This is a genomic window from Ochrobactrum sp. Marseille-Q0166, from assembly GCF_014397025.1.
Taxonomy (GTDB): Bacteria; Pseudomonadota; Alphaproteobacteria; order Rhizobiales; family Rhizobiaceae; genus Brucella.
The window spans coordinates 1,927,874-1,941,335 of record NZ_JACJUO010000001.1 but is presented as its reverse complement, the minus strand read 5'-3'; the positions used below and the strand labels follow the sequence as shown (position 1 = coordinate 1,941,335).

Below are 13,462 nucleotides of genomic sequence, written 5' to 3'. Positions count from 1 at the left end.
CGGATTTTAAATGCTTTATCTAGCGGAAATGTTTTGGCCAGTGCTGCTTTTGGCAGGCGTGATTGGTCTGGCAGTCGGGTGGTTAACCGCTTCGAAATAAGCCATCGCAGTTCGATTTCATGGTGTTTTATGAGCGGTTATGGCTCATGCTACGGGAAGATGCGTAGAGTAAGAGGAAACCTTAATGCCGATTTTAATCATACAACTGGCGATTCTGGTTGCCGTTGCTTTTGTAATTGGCTGCATTTTGGGGCGTCTTGCAAAAGGCAAAAGAGCGACTGACAAAGTCAGAGAAGACACGCTCGTCACGGCAGCACTTTCAATGCCTGCAATTGACGAGAAGCCTGAGACCGTGGCGCCGGCTAAGACCGAACTGCTTGTTGAAACAAAAGCCAAGCCAGTGGAGGCCAGAGAAGAGCAAGTCGAGCAGGCTAATTTGCCTGAGGATGTGAACGCAGAACTTCCAGCTGAGTCAAATTCGGTTGAAGAAATCGCAATTGATGAAGTAGCTATTGTCGAAGTTGAAGCTGATCGGCCTCAATTATTAGAGGCACCTTTGCGCGGTAAGCAGGACGATCTCACCGCAATCAACGGTATTGGTAAGGCGATTGAAGGGAAGCTTCAGGCGCTGGGTGTTTTTCATTATTCGCAGATTGCACAATGGAACGTTGAGGAAGCTGGCTGGATTGAGCGTAATATTGGCTTTGCAGGCCGCGTAACTCGAGAAGAGTGGGTAGTTCAGGCGCTTAAACTGAGCGAGGCTGCATCCAAAGCAGTGCCCAAACGCCGTACAAAGCCGAAAAAGGCGACAGCAAAAACCAAAGCTTCTGCACGCTCAAAAAAGAAACCGGACTAAAGCATTCTGCGAAGATTTGAACACCTGCTTAGGGACCCAGACTTATCGTCTGCCATAGATGAGGTCGGATCGAATATCTGCACTACCTGTGAGGCGGGCCTTATAAACTTCGTAGTTTTCCATGACACGCTGGACGTAATTTCTTGTTTCTGAATAGGGGATACGTTCGATCCAGTCGACAACGTCCTCGATAGATTTGCCACGTGGATCGCCATATTTCTCCACCCAATCCGATGCACGGCGCGGACCAGCATTGTAACCGGCAAAGGTCAGCACATAAGATCCGTTGAAACGGTCGAGTTGCTCGCCAAGGAAATGTGCCCCAAGTGTCGCATTATAGGCGGCGTCATTGGTTAGCTTTTGCTCGGAGAACGGCATTCCATTCCGCGTGGCAACACTTTTTGCGGTTGTGGGCATCAGTTGTAGCAACCCGCGTGCACCAGCTTTGGAAACAGCCCCGATATTGAATTCGCTTTCTTGACGCGCAATTGCATATGCAAGCGCCTTGCCGGAACCGCTGATATTGGCATGCGCGGGAATAGCCCCAATGGGATGCGATAGCGCACCGACGTCAAGCCCACGGAATGCGGCATTCTTGCCGACGCGGAGAGCAAGATAATGATTCTCATTCTTCTCTGCCATCACAGCAAGAAGTGCGAGTTCACCAACACTGTTCAACTCTTGCGAAAGCTGTGTGTAAAGTGTCGTAGCACGGTTCCCATAGCCGATTTGTTCAAGACGTCTGATGGCATGCACGGCAGGCCGACCCGAAAAGCGTACGCGCTCTGCGTCGGAGGGTTTGGGGTATGCGAGTTCAGGTGCTTTTTCTTGAAGGCGGGCAGCAGATAGCTGACCATAAAAGGTCGTTCCGAAATGTGCTGAACGGCGATAATAGTTTACTGCATCACCACCGCTACCGGCGTCAGCCGCTCGTCCCAGCCAGTAATAGGCGCGGGACGCAGAAACTGGTCGTGAGGAAATCTCTGCAATCTTTGCAAAGTGAGGTGCTGCAAGCTTTGGCTGCTTGAGTGCGCGCAATGCATACCAACCTGCATGAAACTCTGCTTCTGCGGCCATTGTTGGGGATTCTGCCGCATGAGCCGTCACAAGCTTGTAGGCGAGTTGCGGTTTATTTATATCCAAGAGTTCGCGCGACAGAATGCGCCGCTCGACCCACCAGGCATCGGGATCACCCAAAGACGCAGCATCTTTGGGTGCCTTTAACATGAGAGCAGTGGCTTCATCAAAGCGCTCTGCACGGCGAAGATAGCGTATCTGCAGGAATGTGTAGATCGCATTGGAATGCCATGACCGATCTACATCAGCGATAGATTTTGCCGTATTCGGCGATTTCGCTGCCAGTGCGGCAAAGGCCTTATAAAGAGACTGTGCCTGCGCCGGACCTGACAACAATTTTGCAGATTGTAAACGGTCATTATAAAGAGAACGCAAAAGACGACGCTGGTGATCTTCCCGGGTCAGGATGTTTGAAAACTCCTTAAGAACCTTTCCCTCATCTTCGGCAGAAAGACGCTCTTTGGCCCACCATGGCGCCAGAAGCTGATGCGCTTTAACCTTGTTGCCTGTCTCTACATAGGCGCGGGCAAGCGCCATCATACCGTCCGTTGTTTGTGGTTTCGTATTTCCAAAAGTAGCAATGACGGTTGAAGCAGTAGCATTTTCTCTAGAAAGCGCGCGCTCTGAATTGCGGCGCAGCGCACTCATGCCAGGCCAGCCCGGCAGCTCCAAGGTCGCTGCAGCAATCTCTGCACTTGAAACGCCGTCCAAGCCCGAGGTTGCGATCGCCCATGTCAAAATCTGGCGGTCGAGCGAACCTTTCGTCATGCCGTTGCGATAGGCGATTGCACCGACAACATCGCGGGAATACAGCGCATCCAGACCACTTTTTAGTGTGCCACTGATCGCGGCCGGATTTTCAACACGGCTAAATGATGAGGTGATAAGGGGATCCGGGGCGGCAGGCCGTGCTTTAGGTGTGACCAGATTGATTGGGGATTCATGCTTTGCTGCAGGGGCGAATGGACGCGCAAGCGGAGTCGGCACATCATTCGGCAAAGTTGACTGAGCATAGGACGCACCCGTCTGCCCCGTAATAAACGAAGCAGTAATAATTAATCCGCCCGAAAATAATCTTTGCTTTAAAGACATGTCTGTATTCTTCTTACACAGGATCCAAGGATAATAACCCGCAGGATTGCCAGCAAATTATTTTTCAAATCAGGCTTTTATAAGCCTGATCTGTCGACTGGCTCGTATGTTCCAAAGTATGATGCACATGCGTGAAGCAATGGTTAATAAAGAGTTATGTTTTCATTTCGATAACGCGCTACGCATTTATCTTTATTCGTATTGAGGCGCGGTTACATCACGAAAGCCACGCAAGATGAATTCGTGATTTTTTTCTTAAAACTGTTATTTGAAAGAAGATTCGGTTGGTTCCCCCGCTTGCCGGATTTCAACTCCGAGACTATGGTGCATCGCCTTACGGTTACTCTGGTTTGTTTTCTGTCAGGGTGTCCTGTAAGAATTGTCTCTATTTTCAGGAGTTCACAGATGCTGAAAGGCTCGATCACTGCACTTGTCACGCCATTCGATAATGAAGGAGCGTTCGACGAGAAAGCCTTTCGTGACTTCGTGAACTGGCAGATCGAAGAAGGTACCAAAGGCCTTGTCCCGGTTGGTACCACGGGCGAAACGCCAACCCTTTCCCATGACGAGCACAAGCGCGTTATCGAGGTTTGCATTGAAGTAGCTGCGGGTCGTGTCCCTGTCATTGCAGGTGCTGGTTCCAACAACACGGTCGAAGCCATCGAGCTTGCACAGCACGCCGAAAAGGCAGGGGCGGATGCCGTTTTGGTCGTGACACCTTACTATAACAAACCGAGCCAGCGCGGGCTTTATGAGCATTTTTCACGGGTTGCCCGCTCAATCTCGATCCCGCTTGTGATCTACAATATTCCGGGTCGTTCGATTGTTGATATGACGCCGGAAACCATGGGGGCACTGGTACGTGATCACAAGAATATCATTGGTGTGAAGGATGCGACCGGTAAGATTGAGCGCGTTTCTGAACAACGCGCAACGTGCGGAAAAGAGTTCATTCAACTTTCAGGTGAAGATGCAACGGCTCTCGGCTTTAATGCTCATGGCGGTGTTGGCTGTATTTCGGTAACTTCGAACATTGCTCCTCGGCTTTGTGCTGAGTTCCAGAATGCTTGTCAGGCTGGCGACTATACGAAGGCATTGGAGTTGCAGGATCGTTTGATGCCATTGCATAAGGCTTTGTTCATCGAGCCTAATCCGTCCGGCCCTAAATATGCTTTGTCTCTACTGGGGCGCGTAGAAAATGTATTGCGTTCGCCAATGGTAACAATCGAAGCAGCCACTGCCGAAAAGATCGTTCAGGCTATGAAACACGCAGGCCTTGTGAATTGAGACTGATAAATTTGCCTGGTTAGTTGATTTTTACGCTCTCGCGCAAGCGAGAGCGTTTTCATTTCAGGCAATGAGCATTATATGGTTCCGTTATGAACAAGCCGAAAAATTCTCCTGCACGCAAAATGGTCGCTGAGAACCGTAAAGCGCGCTATAATTTCGAGATAACCGATACGCTTGAGACTGGACTGGTTCTCACGGGAACGGAAGTTAAGTCTTTGCGTGCTAATCAGGCCAATATCGCTGAAAGCTATGCAAGCTTTGAGAATGGGGAATTTTGGCTAATTAATTCCTATATTCCGGAATATACGCAAGGTAATCGCTTTAATCACGAGCCGCGCCGGTTGCGAAAGCTATTGATCAGCAAGCGTGAGATGGCTCGGATTTTCCAGTCTGTTTCGCGTGAAGGAATGACAGTCGTTCCATTGAAGCTCTACTTCAATGATCGGGGTCGTGCGAAATTGGAAATCGGTGTAGCGCGCGGTAAAAAGAATCACGACAAACGTGAAACTGAAAAGCAGCGTGACTGGAATCGCGAAAAATCACGTTTGCTTCGTGATCGTGGTTAGGCTTTAATAAAAAAGAGCGCTTAAAGCGCTCTTTTTAGTTTAAATAATCTGATTTCAATCAATAATCGTCATCAAGGTCGTCATCTGAACGGCGCTGGGCCTGCTGAGGGCGCTCCGATGGGTCGCGACCAATTTCAGATTTCAGTGAAACGAGATCGATGAAATGATCAGCCTGACGTCGCAGCTCATCAGAAATCATTGCTGGCTGCGTTGTGAGTGTGGATACGACCGAAACCTTGCGTCCCTTACGCTGAAGAGCTTCAGCAAGCGAACGGAAATCTCCATCGCCCGAGAAGATGACAAAGTGATCAACAGTGTCTGTGAGCTGCATGGCATCGACAGTTAACTCGATATCCATGTTGCCTTTTACTTTGCGACGACCGGCGGAATCAGTGAATTCCTTTGCTGCCTTTGTAACGACTTTGTAGCCATTATAGTCAAGCCAGTCGATAAGCGGGCGAATGGATGAATATTCCTGATCTTCAACCAAAGCAGTGTAATAATATGCGCGCAGCAAATATCCACGCTTTTGAAATGCCTTCAAAAGTTTGCGGTAATCAATGTCGAAACCAAGGGTTTTTGAGGCTGCATATAAATTAGCGCCATCAATAAAAAGCGCAATCTTTTCACGAGAATCGAACATCGTGTAATATATCCACTCTACGGCCGGTAAGGAGTGGGCCCGCGACCGCTTAATTTAGATTTATTTTTTTAAACGACGGGGGGCATTTTTTATTACCAATGACGTTTATTGCGTTCTAAGGAGTTATTCTAGAAAAACAAGCAACCTAGGGTTGTTTTTTAGTAAAACCTAATTGCTTTCAAGAAATGTTTTTCTGTTGGGATGGATAACGTTGTCAATTTTATTGTTCCGATTTGGTCCATGGAAGGTATTTGTCAGACAGATATGGTCGAAACGCTTTTAAATTATGAGTTGTGAGGGCAAAAGTTGCTCCCGTTCGCTTTTGCTTGTAATTTCGATGCACAGGCGTTATGTCGGAGAAAAATTCCGTTATAGTTTTAAGAGATGAAAGGGACCGCCCATGGCCCGCGTCACCGTTGAGGACTGCGTAGATAAGGTCGAGAACCGCTTTGAATTGGTTCTTCTGGCTGGTCACCGTGCGCGTCAGATTTCCCAGGGAGCCCAGATCACGATTGATCGTGATAATGACAAAAACCCTGTTGTTGCTCTGCGCGAAATCGCTGACGAAACGCTTTCGCCGGATGATCTTAAGGAAGATCTGATCCATTCGCTTCAGAAGCATGTTGAAGTTGATGAGCCGGAAGCTGCTGCACCTGCTCTGCTGGCGGATGCATCGGATGCATTGGCAGAAGGTATTGCCGAGGCTGGTGAAGACGATATCGTCACGTTCGACCGTATGTCTGAAGAAGAACTTCTCGCTGGTATCGAAGGTCTTGTCGCTCCTGAGAAGAACGACGACTTTTAATCGCCTTTTCTCAATATACTATTTTCATGCGCTGTAGCTTGATAAGGCTGCAGCGCATGTTTTTATGTGCTCGAATGGCGGGAGTGTGAGCTTTTTGAACAACAGTTCCACTCTTTGTAAGGCCAATTGATCGCCAAATTAAGCTTATTTCCAGAAAGCGGGTTTAGAAAGCCGCAAAATATTCTATTTTTTAGCGAATTCTTGTCAGAATGATAGCTGTTGATGTGTGCGATGTGAGGAGTTGCTGTAAATGATGCGCCAATATGAGCTTGTAGAGCGTGTGCAGCGTTACAAGCCTGACGTGAATGAGGCGCTTCTTAACAAGGCGTATGTCTATGCTATGCAGAAGCATGGCAGTCAGAAACGTGCATCTGGTGATCCATATTTTTCTCATCCGCTTGAAGTTGCCGCAATTCTCACGGACATGCATTTGGATGAAGCAACCATTGCGATTGCTCTTCTGCATGACACTATTGAAGATACGACCGCAACTCGTCAGGAAATAGACCAGCTTTTCGGGCCTGAAATTGGTAAGCTTGTTGACGGACTGACCAAGCTCAAAAAGCTTGATCTTGTTTCAAAGAAGGCTGTTCAGGCCGAGAACTTGCGTAAGTTGCTGCTCGCGATCTCAGAAGACGTACGTGTCCTTCTCGTGAAACTCGCGGATCGTTTGCATAACATGCGCACACTTGGCGTGATGCGTGAAGACAAGCGGCTGCGTATCGCCGAAGAAACGATGGATATTTATGCGCCGCTCGCTGGCCGCATGGGTATGCAGGACACCCGCGAAGAACTCGAAGAACTTGCATTCCGTTACATCAACCCGGATGCATGGCGTGCTGTAACTGACAGGCTTGCTGAACTTCTGGAAAAGAACCGTGGGCTTCTGCAGAAAATTGAAGAAGATCTGTCTGAAATCTTTCAGAAGAACGGTATTAAGGCGACAGTGAAAAGCCGTCAGAAGAAACCATGGTCGGTTTTTCGTAAGATGGAAACCAAGGGACTGTCTTTTGAGCAGCTTTCCGATATTTTTGGCTTCCGTGTTATGGTTGAGTCCACACAGGATTGTTATCGTGCCTTGGGTCTGATTCATACCACTTGGTCTATGGTTCCAGGACGATTCAAGGACTATATATCGACGCCAAAGCAGAACGATTATCGTTCGCTGCATACGACAATCATTGGCCCGTCGCGTCAGCGTATTGAGCTGCAAATCCGCACGCGCGTGATGGACGAGATCGCTGAATTCGGCGTCGCGGCCCATTCGATTTATAAAGATCGCGGAAGTGCGAGCAATCCACATCAGATATCCACTGAAACGAATGCTTATGCTTGGTTGCGCCAGACAATCGAGCAACTTTCCGAGGGCGATAATCCAGAAGAGTTTCTCGAGCATACCAAGCTTGAACTGTTTCAGGATCAGGTGTTTTGTTTCACACCCAAGGGCAGGCTTATCGCTTTACCACGTGGTGCGACACCCATTGATTTCGCCTATGCAGTGCATACCGACATCGGTGACAGCTGTGTTGGTGCGAAGGTCAATGGCCGCATCATGCCATTGATGACAGAACTTAAAAACGGTGATGAGGTCGATATTATCCGTTCCAAGGCACAGGTACCGCCTGCGGCTTGGGAATCACTCGTTGCGACCGGTAAGGCACGTGCCGCGATCCGTCGTGCGACACGCTCAGCAGTGCGCAAACAATATTCCGGGCTCGGAATGCGCATTCTGGAGCGTGCTTTCGAGCGTGCCGGCAAACAGTTTAGTAAGGACATTCTAAAGCCGAGCTTGCCACGTCTGGCGCGCAAGGAGGTGGAAGATGTTCTCGCAGCGGTGGGACGGGGAGAACTGCCATCTACGGACGTTGTTAAGGCGGTTTATCCTGATTATCAGGATACACGTGTCACCTCGCAGAACAGCCCGGCTAAGACTGGTGAGAAGGGCTGGTTCAACATTCAGAACGCCACCGGGATGATCTTCAAGGTGCCTGAAGGTTCTGAAGCTGCGGAAGAGGAGTCAGTGGCGGACGACAAGCCTAAGCGCAAGGCTGTCCCGATCCGCGGTACGAATTCTGATCTTCCGGTTCGTTTTGCACCGGAAGGTGCGGTGCCGGGTGATCGTATCGTCGGTATCATGCAGCCAGGTGCCGGAATCACGATCTATCCGATTCAGTCGCCAGCGCTCACTGCTTATGATGATCAGCCTGAGCGCTGGATCGACGTACGCTGGGATATTGACGAGGGTATGCATGAGCGTTTCCCTGCGCGCGTCAGTGTCTCCGCGATTAATTCACCGGGTTCGCTGGCTGAAATCGCGCAGATCGTCGCTGCCAATGATGCCAATATTCATAATCTCTCAATGGTGCGTACCGCACCAGATTTTACCGAGATGATTATTGACGTTGAAGTGTGGGACCTTAAACACCTCAATCGTATTATTTCTCAGTTGAAGGAAAGCGCAAGCGTCAGTGGCGCAACGCGCGTGAACGGATAAGGCAATATGAAAACCGAAGACGTCCTTACGGTCTTCCGCGAAGCGGGAGCGATCCTTGAAGGCCATTTTATTCTGACTTCTGGCCTGCGCAGCCCGATCTTCTTGCAGAAGGCGCGTGTTTTCATGCACGCTGATAAAACTGAAAAACTCTGCAAGGCACTGGCAGAGAAGATCGAAGCCGCTGATCTGGGCAAAATCGACTATGTCGTCGGTCCGGCGATTGGCGGCCTCATTCCATCATACGAGACTTCAAGACATCTCGGCGTGCCTTCTGTGTGGGTCGAGCGTGAGAATGGTGTGTTTCGTCTTCGCCGCTTTGATGTGCCAAAAGGTTCACGCGTCGTAATTGTTGAGGACATTGTCACAACTGGCTTGTCGATTCGCGAAACTATCGACTGCATGAAAGATATCGGCATCGAAGTGGTCGCTGCTGCCTGTATCGTTGATCGTTCAGCAGGTAAGGCTGATGTCGGCACGAAACTTATTGCACTCGCGGAATATGAAGTTCCAGCATATTCGCCTGACAATCTACCAGAGGAATTGGCCGCAATCCCCGCAGTTAAGCCCGGCAGCCGGAATAATTAAAGGGTCTTCTTCATCAATTTTTCTTTGCATTGATGTTCTTTTTCCCCCTGCGTCGAAATTGCGCTTTGCGGTATTTGTTTGTCCCCCTTAATTAAGGGGGAAGAGCATATGAATGCTCATCCCCCTTTTTAGGAAGCTGTTGTGGCTGTCGCCCCTCTCGTTTTTGATCCAAAGTCCCCGTTCAGGGCTCCGTGTGGCGTTTGCGTTGACTGCGATGTGCGTCGCATGGCCGTTTGCTCAGCGTTGGATGACCGCGATCTGGGTGCGCTTGAAGCCATCATGACATCCAAAAAACTGGATGCCAACGAGATGCTGGTTGAAGAAGGCGATCAGAAACGTCGTGTCTTTAGCTTAACGTCGGGTATGCTCCGTATTTACACGTCTTTGCCGGACGGTCGTCGCCAGATTGCCGGATTTCTAGTACCCGGAGATTATCTTGGCCTGGCGGATGACGATGTTTATTCGCAATCTGCTGAAGCTGTTACTCCATCCGTTCTTTGTGCATTTTCCACCCGGGAAATGGACGACCTGATGGAAAAATTCCCAAAATTGAAAGAGCGTCTCTATCAGATGACACGGGAAGCATTGCGTACGGCCCGTGACAATCAGCTTGTTTTGGGCCGCCTCGCGCCGGTAGAGAAGCTTGCAAGCTTCCTGCTTGTTTTGGCAGCGAGAACAGAGAAACGTGGCGGTAAGGCCAATCTGGTGCATTTGCTGATGAACCGTACCGATATTGCGGATTATCTCGGCCTCACGATTGAAACTGTAAGCCGCAGCTTTACCAAGCTTAAAACGCAGGGCCTCATTCAGTTGCTCGATGCAAATACGGTAGAAATACTTTCGCGCCGTTCATTGGCGTCTGTTGCAGGTATGGATCCGGAAAATATTTGATCCGATTTGTTTGTTTAGTTCCGTTGATTTAAATCAATGAATGTTGGCCTGATGCCATTTACATCTGATCGTAGAAGTTGAGGTAGCTTAATTAAAAGCTGCCCGATGATAACGAGGTGAGCAGGTGTCATTGTGGCTGGCAATTACAGTATCGGCTGTCATGCATGTGGGCTTCCTTGCCGCATCATGTCTGCTTGTCCAGCGGAATGCCCGTCTTCGTCCAGTGTGCGTAAAGGTGAGAAGCTCTCGCCAGATCGTCAGGAGCGGGGAGACCAGTCATCATGCATGAAGACACGATAAGGCGTTATGCGGCACTGGCCGTTCCCCGTTATACCTCATTTCCGACTGCGGCCGATTTTACGGCTGTCACTGCTGATAATACAAAGCGTTGGTTGCGTCAGATTGGCCCGGAAGAAGCAGTTTCGCTTTATATCCATGTGCCATACTGCAAAGAGATTTGCCACTATTGTGGCTGTCATTCCAAAATGGCCATCCGCGACGATGTTATTGAGAATTTCGTTATCGCTCTTATGAGTGAAATCGAGACAGTAGGTGCAAGTTTGACGGCTCGTCCGCAAGTTGTGCATTTACATTGGGGTGGGGGCACTCCTTCGATCCTGCAGGCAACGCAGTTCAACCGTATTATGTCGGCTCTTGCGCTGGTGTTTGATTTCCACCCGGATATGGAGCACGCGATTGAGCTTGATCCTCGTACGGTTAATCCAGCTCTGGCAAACACGTTGTCATTAATGGGGGTAAACCGCGCGAGTCTTGGCGTACAGGACATTAACGCGGATGTGCAGAAGGCCATCGGTCGTGTGCAGCCTATTGAAACTGTTGCCACAGCAGCAGCACTCTTGCGCGAGGTAGGTATCAACGGGCTGAATTTCGATCTGATTTACGGTCTGCCGCTTCAGAGCGTGGCTAGTCTACGTGAGACCTGCGATCGGGTCGCAGAGATGAAGCCGGATCGAATCGCTTGCTTCGGCTATGCACACTTGCCGCAACGTCGTGCTAATCAGCGACTGATCGATGAGAGTATCCTGCCGGATGCGGATGAGCGCTTTGCGCAGGCAAGCGCAGTGGCCGAGAGCTTTATTCAATATGGTTATCAGCCTGTTGGCATTGATCACTTCGCATTGCCGGATGACGCGCTGGCGATCGCTGCTGAAAATGGCACATTGCATCGGAACTTCCAAGGCTACACGACGGACCGCTGTAACACGCTGATTGGTTTGGGACCGTCTTCTATTTCGCAATATCCTGCGGGGTATACTCAGAATATTTCTGATGTGGGGCAATATTGTAAACGTGTTGGGGCAGGGGACTTCGCTACGGTACGCGGTTACACAATGCGTGACAGTGATCGCCAGCGCGCCGGAATTATCACGGCACTCATGTGTAATTTCCGCGTCGATCTTAATACGGCGGCGCCAGGTGTTGAATTCTCTGATGAATTGGCTTTGCTACGACCACTGGTGGCCGATGGCTTGGTTGAAGTGCAGAACGGTGTGATTACCGCAACGGAAGATGGAAAGCCGCTGATCCGTTTGGTGGCCGCAACATTTGATGAGTTTCGCAGGGAAAGTATGCACGGCTTCAGCTTTGCCGTCTGACTAAGGATTCATGCATATAGCGAATAAAAATCGCAATATGCGCGAGAAAAAAGAAATAGAGCTGATTTTCTCTATTTCAGAGCTGCCGCTGCACCGGGCCGTCAAAAGGTCAGTGGCTTAGGAGCACCGTTCGTTGGGGGATGAGCGGTGCTCCACTTTTTTTATTTTGTCTTTTGCATTTTCGGCAGGAAGATTGTTAACAGGCCGAGCAGCGGGAGATACGAGCAGATTTTATATACGAACTCGATGCTTGTGCGATCTGCAACAATCCCCAGGAGTGCGGCTGCGATACCCGCGACACCAAATGCCAGACCGAAAAACAATCCTGATACCATGCCTACGCGTCCGGGCAACAATTCTTGTGCAAACACAATGATTGCAGGGAAGGCGGATGCAAGTACAAAGCCGATAATAACAGTGAGAACGGCTGTGACTTCGAGGTTGGCATAAGGTAATGCCAGAGTGAAGGGGACAATGCCGAGGATCGAAACCCAAATAACGGTGCGTGTACCGATTTTATCGCCGATTGGGCCGCCGACAATTGTTCCAGCTGCCACAGCACCAAGAAACACAAACAGCAATAACTGCGATGCTTGCACGGTCACGCCAAAATGGCTGATCGTATAGAAGGTGTAGTAGCTGGTTAGGCTCGCCATGTAGACATACTTGGTGAAAATCAGCATCGCGAGAACGGATATCGAGATAATAACTGTCTTGCGCGGCAGCGGCAGGGTTTTGTCAGCTTTAGGTTTGTTTTTGTTAGCCAGATGATGCTGGTTGTACCAGCTGCCGACATACCAAAGCAGTGCCATGCCGACCAGCGCAGCAATCGAGAACCAAGATACACTGGACTGGCCAAAGGGAAGGACAATGAAGGCTGCGAGCAGCGGCCCAACAGCTGACCCGAAATTACCGCCAACCTGAAACATGGACTGGGCAAAGCCGTGGCGGCCACCGGAAGCAAGGCGGGCTACACGTGCGGCCTCCGGGTGAAACACTGAAGAACCAAAGCCAATGAAAGCTGCTCCCAGCAACAATATTGGATAATGATGCGCTGTCGCCAGCAGGATCAGGCCGATCAATGTGCATCCCATGCCGAATGGCAATGAGTAGGGCATCGAACGACGATCAGTATAAATTCCAACGATAGGCTGCAGGATCGAAGCAGTCACCTGGAAGGTAAATGTGAGCAATCCAATCTGCCAGAAGGACAGGCTATAATTATCCTTCAACATTGGATAGATCGCTGGTAGCAACGATTGCATCATATCGTTGAGGAAGTGGCCCATGCTTGTGGCCAGAATAATGGCGAGAACAGTATTGTTTGCGCTACTGCTTATTGGCTGCTCGGCAGCACTCGTGCTCATAGTCCTACTCCAAGTGTAATCTGGAACGGGAAATTCCCGCATACTGGTGAGGTTGGTTCTGAAAACCAATTCGTATCTTTTCGAATATTTCTAAGCTGACCAATTCATAATCATATTGTTTCGCGCCTGCTTTCGTGATTTGGTCCATTACCTTCGAGAGTGGGCCAAAGCATATGAAGC

At 49.7% G+C, this 13,462-nt stretch carries 11 protein-coding genes; 8 read left to right on the top strand and 3 right to left on the bottom strand.

What is annotated here, in order from left to right:
* Positions 1-184 precede the first annotated feature (184 nt).
* The gene (locus H5024_RS09275; protein ID WP_187545695.1) at positions 185-856 is read left to right on the top strand and encodes an endonuclease; all 672 of its coding nucleotides are present in this window, start codon (positions 185-187) and stop codon (positions 854-856) included.
* A gap of 42 nt (positions 857-898) precedes the next feature.
* Here H5024_RS09275 and H5024_RS09270 read toward each other — a convergent pair whose 3' ends face one another.
* Positions 899-3,025, bottom strand: coding sequence for a lytic transglycosylase domain-containing protein (locus H5024_RS09270; RefSeq protein ID WP_187545694.1), 2,127 nt, complete (start codon positions 3,023-3,025; stop codon positions 899-901).
* Positions 3,026-3,430: 405 nt separating this feature from the next.
* On the opposite strand from H5024_RS09270, the gene dapA reads away from it, so the two are divergent.
* Both dapA and smpB read left to right on the top strand, forming a co-directional pair.
* Positions 3,431-4,312: a 4-hydroxy-tetrahydrodipicolinate synthase gene (dapA, locus tag H5024_RS09265; RefSeq protein ID WP_187545693.1), complete on the top strand. Its 882-nt coding sequence runs from the start codon at positions 3,431-3,433 to the stop codon at positions 4,310-4,312.
* 92 nt (positions 4,313-4,404) lie between these two features.
* A complete protein-coding gene (gene smpB / locus H5024_RS09260) occupies positions 4,405-4,881 on the top strand; it encodes an SsrA-binding protein SmpB (protein WP_187545692.1) in 477 nt (158 codons plus the stop codon).
* A 58-nt stretch (positions 4,882-4,939) separates the two neighbouring features.
* On the opposite strand, the gene H5024_RS09255 is transcribed toward smpB, so the two are convergent.
* Positions 4,940-5,524: an NYN domain-containing protein gene (locus H5024_RS09255; protein WP_187545691.1), complete on the bottom strand. Its 585-nt coding sequence runs from the start codon at positions 5,522-5,524 to the stop codon at positions 4,940-4,942.
* A 400-nt stretch (positions 5,525-5,924) separates the two neighbouring features.
* On the opposite strand from H5024_RS09255, the gene rpoZ reads away from it, so the two are divergent.
* The 5 genes from rpoZ (at position 5,925) to hemN (ending at position 11,915) form a co-directional block, all read left to right on the top strand.
* A complete protein-coding gene (rpoZ, locus tag H5024_RS09250; protein ID WP_187545687.1) occupies positions 5,925-6,329 on the top strand; it encodes a DNA-directed RNA polymerase subunit omega in 405 nt (134 codons plus the stop codon).
* A gap of 250 nt (positions 6,330-6,579) precedes the next feature.
* Positions 6,580-8,823 carry a bifunctional (p)ppGpp synthetase/guanosine-3',5'-bis(diphosphate) 3'-pyrophosphohydrolase gene (locus H5024_RS09245; protein ID WP_187545685.1) on the top strand — a complete coding sequence of 748 codons (2,244 nt, stop codon included), beginning with the start codon at positions 6,580-6,582 and terminating at the stop codon, positions 8,821-8,823.
* A 6-nt stretch (positions 8,824-8,829) separates the two neighbouring features.
* Entirely contained in the window at positions 8,830-9,408 is a 579-nt protein-coding gene (pyrE, locus tag H5024_RS09240; protein ID WP_187545682.1) for an orotate phosphoribosyltransferase, read from the top strand.
* Between the two features lie 225 nt (positions 9,409-9,633).
* On the top strand, positions 9,634-10,299 hold the full coding sequence (locus H5024_RS09235; RefSeq protein ID WP_210309672.1) for a cyclic nucleotide-binding domain-containing protein: 666 nt from the start codon (positions 9,634-9,636) through the stop codon (positions 10,297-10,299).
* A 281-nt stretch (positions 10,300-10,580) separates the two neighbouring features.
* Positions 10,581-11,915: an oxygen-independent coproporphyrinogen III oxidase gene (hemN, locus tag H5024_RS09230; protein ID WP_187545678.1), complete on the top strand. Its 1,335-nt coding sequence runs from the start codon at positions 10,581-10,583 to the stop codon at positions 11,913-11,915.
* 161 nt (positions 11,916-12,076) lie between these two features.
* Here the strand turns inward: hemN and H5024_RS09225 are convergent, their stop codons facing one another.
* The gene (locus H5024_RS09225) at positions 12,077-13,282 is read right to left on the bottom strand and encodes an MFS transporter (RefSeq protein ID WP_187545675.1); all 1,206 of its coding nucleotides are present in this window, start codon (positions 13,280-13,282) and stop codon (positions 12,077-12,079) included.
* Positions 13,283-13,462 lie beyond the last annotated feature (180 nt).

Bases quoted from the DNA above. Each gene is read 5' to 3' on its own strand.
- H5024_RS09275 (WP_187545695.1), top strand. From the start codon at position 185: ATGCCGATTTTAATCATACAACTGGCGATTCTGGTTGCCGTTGCTTTT.
- H5024_RS09270 (WP_187545694.1), bottom strand. From the start codon at position 3,025: ATGTCTTTAAAGCAAAGATTATTTTCGGGCGGATTAATTATTACTGCT.
- dapA (WP_187545693.1), top strand. From the start codon at position 3,431: ATGCTGAAAGGCTCGATCACTGCACTTGTCACGCCATTCGATAATGAA.
- smpB (WP_187545692.1), top strand. From the start codon at position 4,405: ATGAACAAGCCGAAAAATTCTCCTGCACGCAAAATGGTCGCTGAGAAC.
- H5024_RS09255 (WP_187545691.1), bottom strand. From the start codon at position 5,524: ATGTTCGATTCTCGTGAAAAGATTGCGCTTTTTATTGATGGCGCTAAT.
- rpoZ (WP_187545687.1), top strand. From the start codon at position 5,925: ATGGCCCGCGTCACCGTTGAGGACTGCGTAGATAAGGTCGAGAACCGC.
- H5024_RS09245 (WP_187545685.1), top strand. From the start codon at position 6,580: ATGATGCGCCAATATGAGCTTGTAGAGCGTGTGCAGCGTTACAAGCCT.
- pyrE (WP_187545682.1), top strand. From the start codon at position 8,830: ATGAAAACCGAAGACGTCCTTACGGTCTTCCGCGAAGCGGGAGCGATC.
- H5024_RS09235 (WP_210309672.1), top strand. From the start codon at position 9,634: ATGGCCGTTTGCTCAGCGTTGGATGACCGCGATCTGGGTGCGCTTGAA.
- hemN (WP_187545678.1), top strand. From the start codon at position 10,581: ATGCATGAAGACACGATAAGGCGTTATGCGGCACTGGCCGTTCCCCGT.
- H5024_RS09225 (WP_187545675.1), bottom strand. From the start codon at position 13,282: ATGAGCACGAGTGCTGCCGAGCAGCCAATAAGCAGTAGCGCAAACAAT.